Genomic DNA, 8,602 nt, shown 5'->3' with positions numbered 1-8,602 from the left:
CGGGTGCGGTGCCGCACGCGCCCGAGGCGCCCGGCGCACCGGAGACCGGCATACCGGAGACCGGAGCACCGGAGCCGGGGGCGGCCGTGCCCGCGGCGGCCGCGTACGACGGCGCCGGCCAGGGCGCATACGGCGAGTACGGGCAGTACGGTCAGTACGGCGCGTACGCGGAGTACGGGACCGGGGTCCACGGCGAGCACGCGGAGCACGGAGTGCCCGCCGGGCAGGGGGAGTTCGGGGAGTTCGCCGGGACGCAGCAGGTCTCGTACGAGCCCGCGGACCTCGCCACGCGGTCGCTCGCCGCCTCCCTCAGAGGCCACCGGCGGGGCGAAGCCCGGGATCCCCAGGCGGAGACGGCACGTACCGTCGCCGCGTCGATCGCCGGACCCCGCGGGGACGGCGTGGCCAGACCGGGCGACGTCAACCCCATGCTCGTCCATCCGGCGAACCGGTCGGTCGCCTACGGCGCCCGCAGGAATCTGGCCGCCGCGGGAGCGGGCGCGGTGCTGATCGCCGTGCTCGCGACGATCATCGGGCTCGGCCGGATGCCGGACGACGGCACCGGACCCCTGGACCGGGGCACGCCCGGAACGACCTCGCAGCGGGACGACCGCAACGAGCTGAACGCCGACGACCCGGACAGCCGCAGCCCGCGTACGGGCGAGAGCAGCAAGTCGGGCACGCCCAGCGAGTCCAGCAAGTCCCCCGACGCCTCCGACAGCGCGAGCGAGGACTCGCCCAGCGCGAGCAGCTCCGCGCCGGACGACGACCCCTCCAGCAGCGAACCCGGCGACGCGGGAGGCTCGGGCGGCGGTTCGCCGACGGGCAGCCCCGGCACCAACGGCGGTACGGACGGCGGGGGTTCGAACGACGGCGGTACCGATGACGGTGGCACCGACAACGGTGGTACGGACGACGGTGGTACGGACGACGGCGGTACCGATGACGGCGGTACGGACGACGGTGGCACCGACGACGGCGGGACCGACAACGGCGGCACCGACGACGGCGGCACCGACGACGGTGGTACGGACACGGGCGGCACCGGCACCGGCGGCACCACTGGCGGCACCACCGGGGGTACCAGCAGCACCGGAGGCACCACCGGCGGTACCAGCAGCACCGGTGGCAGCAGCACGGGCGGCGGCACCGACAGCACCGGCGGCGGCAGCACCAGCGGTGGCAGCAAGGGCGGAGCGACCAGCGGCACCGTCCTCGGCGCGGCGGGCCTCGACGCACCGTCGGGCTCCGCGGCGCCCTTCACCGCCTGACGGAGACGGGAACGCGGAGACGAGAACGCGGAAGCGGCCTCGGGGGGCGGCCTCCGTGCGCGTCCCCGTCCGGCCGTGTCGCTACGTCCGTACGAACGCCCGGCGCAACGCGTGGTACGGCTCGTCGGGGCCGGTGAACTGGCGGCGCATCACGGCCAGTTCGGCCGCGCGGTACTCCGCGAGCGGCTTGGCCGCCTCGTCACGGGCGCGCGCCGCGGCCTTGGCGGCGACCCGCGCGTCCAGCTCCGGGGTGCGCGCCAGCCGGGCCGCCGTCCGTACCGCCTCGGCCGCGAACTCCGCGGCCGGTACGGGCAGCAGACGGTCCACCAGCCCGGCGCGGGCCGCCGCCGGTGAACTCAGCGGCAGCGCCTCGCACATCATGCGCTCCGCCGCCTCGCGGCCCACCCGGCGGGGGAGTGTGTACGTCCAGAACTCCGAGCCGTACAGACCCATCAGCCGGTAGTGCGGGTTGAGGACGGCGCCGTCCCGGCACCACACCTCGTCCGCCGCGAGGGCGAGCATGACGCCGCCGGCCGCCGCGTTGCCGCCGAGGGCGGAGACCACCAGCCGGTCCGTGGTGCGCAGCACGGCCTCGACCAGGTCGTCCATGGCGACGATGTTGGCCCAGGACTCCGCGCCGGGGTCGTCGGCGGCCTCGATCACCGCGAGGTGGATCCCGTTGGAGAAGAAGTCGCGCCGGCTGCCGAAGACCAGCACCCGGGTGGGACGCGAGAGCGCGTGCCGGTACGCGGACAGCAGCCGGCGGCAGTGGTCCGTGCTCATCGCGCCGCCGGGGAAGGAGAACCAGAGGAAGCCCGCGTCCCCCTGCTCCTCGTAACGGATGTCGCTCCAGCCCGCGATGCCCTCGGCCGGCTGCTCCAGCGGTGCGGGCACCTCCGGCACCGACGCGGGCAGGCGCGCACCCAGGGCGTACACCGCGGGCAGCTTGAACGTGGCGGGGCCGCCCGGTACGCGCCGCGGCCGCAGCCGCGGGATCCACACGGCGCCGTCGCGTGTGACACGGCAGACGGCGCCCGCGCGCTGGGCCACGATGTCGCCCGGCGCACCGGGCGTGCCGGGCGGCCGCGGCGCGTCCTCCCGTTCGCCGCCGTGCAAGTACCACTGTGCGCCGAGGAGTTCGTCGAGTACGCCCGGCCGTGAGTCCGCCGCCCGCAGCTTGCGCAGCACCGTGTCGGTGGAGTCGGCCGCCCAGTCGATGCGGCGCCGCTCCTGGCGCAGATACGGACGCCACACCGGCCGCGCCCCGCAGTCCTCCGGACGCGAGGGCTTGTGGCTGCCCGAGGCGAAGCGGTGCACGGCGAGCCCGACGGCGGCGACGGCGGCGTCGGCCGCCTCGTTGCGGTACACGTCGCTCTTGCCGGCCTCCGGCACCGTGAAGGGGACGGTGGCCCAGATGTCGCCGGCGTCCATCTCGGCGTCCGCCTGAAGCACCGTCACGCCCCAGCGGCGGGCGCCGCCGTCGATCGCCCAGTCCAGGGCGGAGGGGCCGCGGTCGCCGGGCGGTCCCGGGTGGACGACGAGGCACACGTGCCGCGACCAGACGTCCTCGGGGATCGCCGTGGTGAGCATCGGCGCGACGACCAGCTCGGGGCGGTGCCGGCGTACCGCCTCCCGTACCGCGTCGTCGCCGCCCCCGCAGACCGTGTCCAACTCATGGCCCGCGTCGGTCAGTTCGGCGTACACACGCTGGGTGAGACTGTTGAAGGCGCTGGCCACGAGCAGGATTCGCACCGCATGACTCCCGGGTCCGAGGGGCCGGGAGCCTCCCCCCGGCGCAGGCAGCCGGGACGCTAGCCGGGGGTGCGGCGCCGGGGCCCGTGGCGGGAGGCGTGTGACAGGGACAAGACCCGTACGGACGTGTGCTTTTCAGAGGAACGGCCCAACAGGGGCGGCCGGTCTCCGGCAGCGTCCGCGGTGCCTTCGGCGGTCGCTGTGCCTTCGGCGTCCGTCCCCGCGCCGGGTCCGCTCAGAACAGCCGGAGCTTGTCGTCCTCGATGCCGCGCAGCGCGTCGTAGTCGAGGGTGACGCAGCCGATCCCGCGGTCGGAGGCGAGCACACGGGCCTGCGGCTTGATCTCCTGCGCGGCGAACACACCCTTGACCGGGGCGAGATGGGGATCGCGGTTGAGCAGGTCGAGATAGCGGGTGAGCTGCTCGACGCCGTCGATCTCACCGCGCCGCTTGATCTCGATGGCCACCGTGGTGCCCGCCTCGTCGCGGCCGAGGATGTCGACCGGGCCGATGGCCGTCGGGTACTCGCGGCGGATCAGCGACCAGCCCTCGCCGAGGGTCTCCATGCGGTCCGCCAGCAGCTCCTGGAGATGCGCCTCGACACCGTCCTTGATGAGGCCGGGGTCCGTGCCGAGTTCGTGGGAGGAGTCGTGCAAGACCTCTTCCATGGTGATGATCAATTTCTCGCCCGCCTTGTTCTGCACCGTCCACAGCGAGCGTGTGCCGTCCTCCGCCTCCTTCACGGTGCAGGGCGGCGACATCCAGTTGAGGGGCTTGTAGGCGCGGTCGTCCGCGTGGACGGAGACCGAGCCGTCGGCCTTGACCAGGATCAGCCGTGGAGCCAGGGGGAGATGGGCGGTGAGCCTGCCGGCGTAGTCGACGGAGCACCGGGCGATGACGAGACGCATGAGCGGTCACGCTACTGGACACGTTCGCGCGATGCGATTCGCCCCTGGATGGCCCTCTTCAACTGTGGCCGGATGTATGCCCATTCGCATGGTGCGGTAACTGTCCGCCCCTTACCGTTAACGATGGGGGGTGTCGCCGTGCGGAGTCGTGTGATCACCCGGCGCCGATCGGGTCCCTTCCAATCCATCCGGAAGACCCCTGAATCCCCATGGGGTCGCGAGAGGAGAACCCATGTCGCTCGACGTCTCACCGGCCCTGCTGGCACAGGCAGAACGGGGCGAAGTCGACGAGCGTGACTTCGTCGACTGTGTACGTACGTCTCTCCCGTACGCCTGGGAGATGGTCAGCACCCTGGTGGCCCGGCTCAAGGTGGACGGCGGCGAGTTCGCCGACAACCAGACGCCGCCGCCCGACGAGAAGGCCCGCGGTCAGCTACTGCGCGCACTCGCCAGCGATGCGATACGCGGTGCGCTGGAACGTCACTTCGGAGTCCGGCTCGCCTTCCAGAACTGCCACCGTGTCGCGGTCTTCCCGCTGGACACAGCAGTGGACGAGAGGCTGGCCCGCTTCACGTCCGTGCGGGGCCAGTTGCTCAACCAGTCGCCGGCTCTGCGCGACTGCTGACAGCCGGCGGCCGGCCTCCGGGGTCACGTTGCCGCTGCTCCCGTGAGCGGCGGCGGCGTGTCGCCGGCGACCGGACCGCCGGTGCCGGAACGGCGTGCGGCGGGGAGGTTCCGGGGGCTTACCGCGCCCGGGGGAGAAGGGCCAGAACCTCCTCGCCCAGCCGCTGCACGTTGCGTTCCGTCGCGGCGAGATCGCCGGTCCCCTCGACGAGGAGCGCGAAGCGGCCGATGCCGGTGCGCTCGTGCGTCGCGGCGAGCCGGTCGGCGCACAGCCGCGGCGTCCCCACGGGGTGCAGCTTGCAGAGCAGTTCGGTGTAGGCGAGGGGGTCGCGCATCCTGCGCTCGCGGTCGTCGACCGTGCGGTGTGCGCCGAGCCCCTGCCGGAACCACTCGGGCATCGTCTTCGTCAGCGACTCCACCGCCTCCGCGGTGGAGTCGCCGACCTGGGCGACGCCCGCCGAGACATGCAGCGCCGCGGCCTGCTCGATCCGGAGCGGATCGTGTCCGGCCTCGTGCGCCTCGCGCCGCCACAGCGCGACGACTTCGGCCTTCTCCTCGTCGTCGCAGTGCATCCCGAGCAGCATCGGCAGACAGCGCCGCGCCGCGAGCCGGACGCTGCCGGGCGAGGTGCAGGCGACGACCACGCCGGGGCCCTCCGGGGAGTCCGGCGGCTCGTCGCAGCGCGGCACCACGTCGACCTCGCGGAAGCGGTGCCGCTCGCCGTCCGCGCCGACGCGGGGCTCGCGCAGCCAGCGCAGCAGCAGGTCCAGCGACTCCGGGAAGCCGTTCTCGTACGCGTCGAGACCGCCGCCCAGCACCTCCAGATCGATCCACGGGCCGCCGCGTCCGACGCCGAGCGTGAACCGTCCCCCGCTGGTGAGATGCAGCAGCGCGGTCTGCTCGCCGAGGGCGACCGGATGCGCGTTGGGGAGCACGGAGACGGCCGTGCCGACGCCGATGCGCCGGGTGCGCCCCAGCAGCATCGCGGCGAGCGTCACCGCGGACGGACAGACTCCGTACGGGACGAAGTGATGCTCCGCGAGCCAGACGGAGTCGAGCCCCGACTCCTCCGCCACCTCGGCCGTCCGTACAGTGCGGTGCAGCGGCTCGCCATGGCCCTGCCCGGGGAACTGCGCGGCCAGCACGAACGCTCCAACTCGCATGCTGCTCCGTCCTCTTGAGCTGTGCGGCTCCTTCAGGCAATAACGCCTGACACGTGCCATGGGCACGGGGTTGAGCCGGTGATTCTTCCGATGAACGGCAGGACGCGTCATCCCGTCCGGCCGGTTCGGACCGTCCTCACACCGGGACTGCGGGTATGCGGGGAATCTGTGGCTACTGTGGAGGCACTCCGCCCGTCCGCCGTACCGAAGTTCCGAGGTGCTTCCGTTGTCGCCGCGTCGTAACCGCCCCCGCGGCGGTGCAGCCAAGCCGTCGTCCACAACCGGTGGCGGCGCGGACGAACCCGTGCTGCGGTACGGGCTGGAGCGCACCGAGGAGTGGCGCGGCGAGGAGTGGGCCGTACGGCAGGTCGGCGGCGCGACGGGCAAGCGCTACCGCTGCCCCGGCTGCGACCAGGAGATCCCGCCCGGCGTACCGCACGTGGTGGCGTGGCCGCGGCTGGGCGACGTCGACGACCGGCGGCACTGGCACAAGTCCTGCTGGGGCGCGCGGGATCGGCGCGGGGCGCGGGTGCAGCGCTCGCGCAACGCACCGCGCTACTGACGTCCGCAGCGCGGTCGCTCCGTCTCCTCGCGTCCCGGAGGCGACCGTCCCCGGCGCTCCGCACCGGCCCCCGGCGACGCGGTAAGGTTCACGGGTCCTGTCGTCTCCGATTGAGGTGGACGTTGCGCATCTGAGGTCCGCGATCACCACGCGTACGGCACCGTCCGTACGGGAGTCACGCCGAGCCGGCCATCCCGCCGCCCGTGACCGCGTGGACGCGACCTCGGTGCACGAGCCGTCCCCCCCCCGCCCCTCGCCGGGCCAGGACCCGCACCCTCCGCCGGACTCCCCGGGATCTCCGGGATCTCCGCGGATCCGGACCCTCGCGGTTCTCCTGATCTCCACGGCTCCGCCGCCGCGTGGTGCTCGCACACGTAGCCCCGACCGCCACGCAGCGATTGCGAGATCACCATGGCCCACGCCCGCGACACCACCGTGTCCCACCACACCGGACCGTCCCTGACCTGTTCCGGACTGACCTTCCGGTGGCCCGACGGCGACACCGTCTTCGACGGGCTCTCCCTCACCGTCGGCCGGGGCCGCACCGGCCTCGTCGGCGCCAACGGCTCCGGCAAGTCGACCCTGCTCGGGCTGTTCGCCGGACGGCTCACGCCCGCGCGGGGGTCGGTCACCGCCGGCGGCAGGGTCGCCTGCCTTCCGCAGAACCTCACCCTCGACACCGCGCTCCGCGTCGACGAAGCCCTGGGCATCGCCGAGCGCCGCCGCGCCCTGCGCGCCATCGAGGCGGGCGACGTGGACGAGCGGCACTTCGAGACGGTCGGCGACGACTGGGACGTCGAGGAACGCGCCCTGGTGACGCTGGGCTCCCTCGGCCTCGACGGCGTCGAACTCGACCGCACCGTAGGGGAGTTGTCCGGCGGCGAGACCGTGCTGCTGCGTCTGGCGGCGCTGCTGCTGGAGCGGCCCGACGTGCTGCTGCTGGACGAACCGACCAACAACCTCGACCTGTTCGCGCGCCGCCGCCTCTACGAGGCCGTGGACTCCTGGCGTTCCGGCGTGCTCCTCGTCGTCAGCCACGACCGCGAGCTGCTGGAGCGCGTGGACCGCATCGCGGAGCTGCGCGCGGGCGCGGTGAACTGGTACGGCGGCGGCTGGTCCGCGTACGAGGAGGCCGTCGCCGTCCAGCAGGAGGCGGCGGGGCGGATGCTGCGCGCCGCCGAGGCCGACGTACGCCGCCAGCGGCGCGAACTGGAGGAGACCCAGGTCAAGTTGGCCCGCCGCAGGCGCGAGAGCCGGAAGGCGGACGCCCAGCGGCGCGCACCGCGGATCGTCGCCGGTGAACGCAAGCGTTCGGCGCAGGAGTCCGCGGGCAGGCTGCGCGGCCTGCACGAGGAGCGGCTCGACGAGGCGCGCGAGCGGCGCGAGGAGGCGGCGGACGCGGTGCGCGCCGACGCCGAGATCCGCGTCGAACTGCCGTACACGGCCGTGCCGTCGGGCCGGACGGTGCTGCGGACGCACGGACTGCGCACCCGCTACGGAAGCCTCGGCGAGACCGACCTCCAGCTCACCGGACCCGAACGTGTCGCCCTCGTCGGACGCAACGGCGCGGGCAAGACGACGCTGCTGCGCACCCTGGCCGGGCAGCTCGAACCGCTCGCGGGCGAGGCGGAGGTGCCGGTGCCGCTGCGCTTCCTGCCGCAGCGCCTGGACGTACTGGACGACGAGTTGAGCGTCGCCGGGAACGTCGCCCGGGCGGCGCCCGGCGTCACCGAGAACCACATCCGCGCCCAGCTCGCCCGGTTCCTGTTCAAGGGCGCGCGGGCGGAGCAGCTCGCGGGCACGCTCTCCGGCGGCGAGCGCTTCCGCGCCGCGCTCGCCGCGATGCTGCTGGCCGCGCCCGCACCGCAGTTGCTGATGCTGGACGAGCCCACGAACAACCTCGACGTCTCCGGCGTACGGCAGTTGACGGGCGCGCTCGGCTCGTACCAGGGGGCGCTGCTGATCGCCGCGCACGATCTGCGCTTCCTGGAGGCGGTGGGCGTCGAGCGCTGGCTGTTCGCCGGGGAGGGCGGGCTGCGGGAGACGGACGCCGACGAGGTACGCGAACTGCTCGCGGGGGAGGGCGAGTTCACGGACTGAGGCGGTGGCGGGAGGGGCCGGCCGGGCGGGCGGACTCTCGCCCGGCCGCCCCCCCCGGTCCGGTCCGGCCTCCTGCTACGTCCGCTCCTCGCGCTGGTCCTTCTGGTCCCGCTCGTCCCGTGCACGCCGCCGCAGCCGTTCCCGCTGCGGTACGACCGTGTACTTCGGGTCCTCCGCGGACGCCATCCCCGCGTGGAAGATCCCCAGCCGAGTGCACGCCGAG

The 8,602-nt window shown here is 73.8% G+C and carries 6 protein-coding genes and 1 pseudogene; 4 read left to right on the top strand and 3 right to left on the bottom strand.

Features of this window, described 5'->3' with window-relative positions; genetic code table 11:
- A pseudogene (locus AN218_RS37315) lies at window positions 1-1,271 on the top strand (hypothetical protein); the annotation flags it as partial.
- Between the two features lie 81 nt (window positions 1,272-1,352).
- On the opposite strand, the gene AN218_RS32180 reads toward AN218_RS37315, so the two are convergent.
- Window positions 1,353-3,023, bottom strand: coding sequence for a hydrogenase maturation protein (locus AN218_RS32180; protein WP_070020558.1), 1,671 nt, complete (start codon window positions 3,021-3,023; stop codon window positions 1,353-1,355).
- A 235-nt stretch (window positions 3,024-3,258) separates the two neighbouring features.
- Window positions 3,259-3,930: an endonuclease NucS gene (gene nucS / locus AN218_RS32175; protein ID WP_070020557.1), complete on the bottom strand. Its 672-nt coding sequence runs from the start codon at window positions 3,928-3,930 to the stop codon at window positions 3,259-3,261.
- A gap of 232 nt (window positions 3,931-4,162) precedes the next feature.
- On the opposite strand from nucS, the gene AN218_RS32170 reads away from it, so the two are divergent.
- On the top strand, window positions 4,163-4,555 hold the full coding sequence (locus tag AN218_RS32170; RefSeq protein ID WP_070020556.1) for an SCO5389 family protein: 393 nt from the start codon (window positions 4,163-4,165) through the stop codon (window positions 4,553-4,555).
- A gap of 118 nt (window positions 4,556-4,673) precedes the next feature.
- Here AN218_RS32170 and AN218_RS32165 read toward each other — a convergent pair whose 3' ends face one another.
- Window positions 4,674-5,717, bottom strand: coding sequence for an LLM class flavin-dependent oxidoreductase (locus AN218_RS32165; protein WP_070020555.1), 1,044 nt, complete (start codon window positions 5,715-5,717; stop codon window positions 4,674-4,676).
- 226 nt (window positions 5,718-5,943) lie between these two features.
- Between AN218_RS32165 and AN218_RS32160 the strand changes: the two genes are divergently transcribed.
- Both AN218_RS32160 and AN218_RS32155 read left to right on the top strand, forming a co-directional pair.
- Complete coding sequence (locus tag AN218_RS32160) at window positions 5,944-6,279, top strand: ATP/GTP-binding protein (RefSeq protein WP_070020554.1); 336 nt, start codon at window positions 5,944-5,946, stop codon at window positions 6,277-6,279.
- 435 nt (window positions 6,280-6,714) lie between these two features.
- Window positions 6,715-8,379, top strand: coding sequence for an ABC-F family ATP-binding cassette domain-containing protein (locus AN218_RS32155; protein WP_070020560.1), 1,665 nt, complete (start codon window positions 6,715-6,717; stop codon window positions 8,377-8,379).
- Window positions 8,380-8,602: the final 223 nt, after the last annotated feature.

The organism is Streptomyces nanshensis (assembly GCF_001751255.1).
Taxonomy (GTDB): domain Bacteria; phylum Actinomycetota; class Actinomycetes; order Streptomycetales; family Streptomycetaceae; genus Streptomyces; species Streptomyces nanshensis_A.
This window is presented reverse-complemented; position numbering and strand designations above follow the sequence as displayed.

What these genes read in the sequence shown, in the direction of transcription:
- nucS (WP_070020557.1), bottom strand. Translation starts at nt 3,930, where the DNA reads ATGCGTCTCGTCATCGCCCGGTGCTCCGTCGACTACGCCGGCAGGCTC.
- AN218_RS32170 (WP_070020556.1), top strand. Translation starts at nt 4,163, where the DNA reads ATGTCGCTCGACGTCTCACCGGCCCTGCTGGCACAGGCAGAACGGGGC.
- AN218_RS32165 (WP_070020555.1), bottom strand. Translation starts at nt 5,717, where the DNA reads ATGCGAGTTGGAGCGTTCGTGCTGGCCGCGCAGTTCCCCGGGCAGGGC.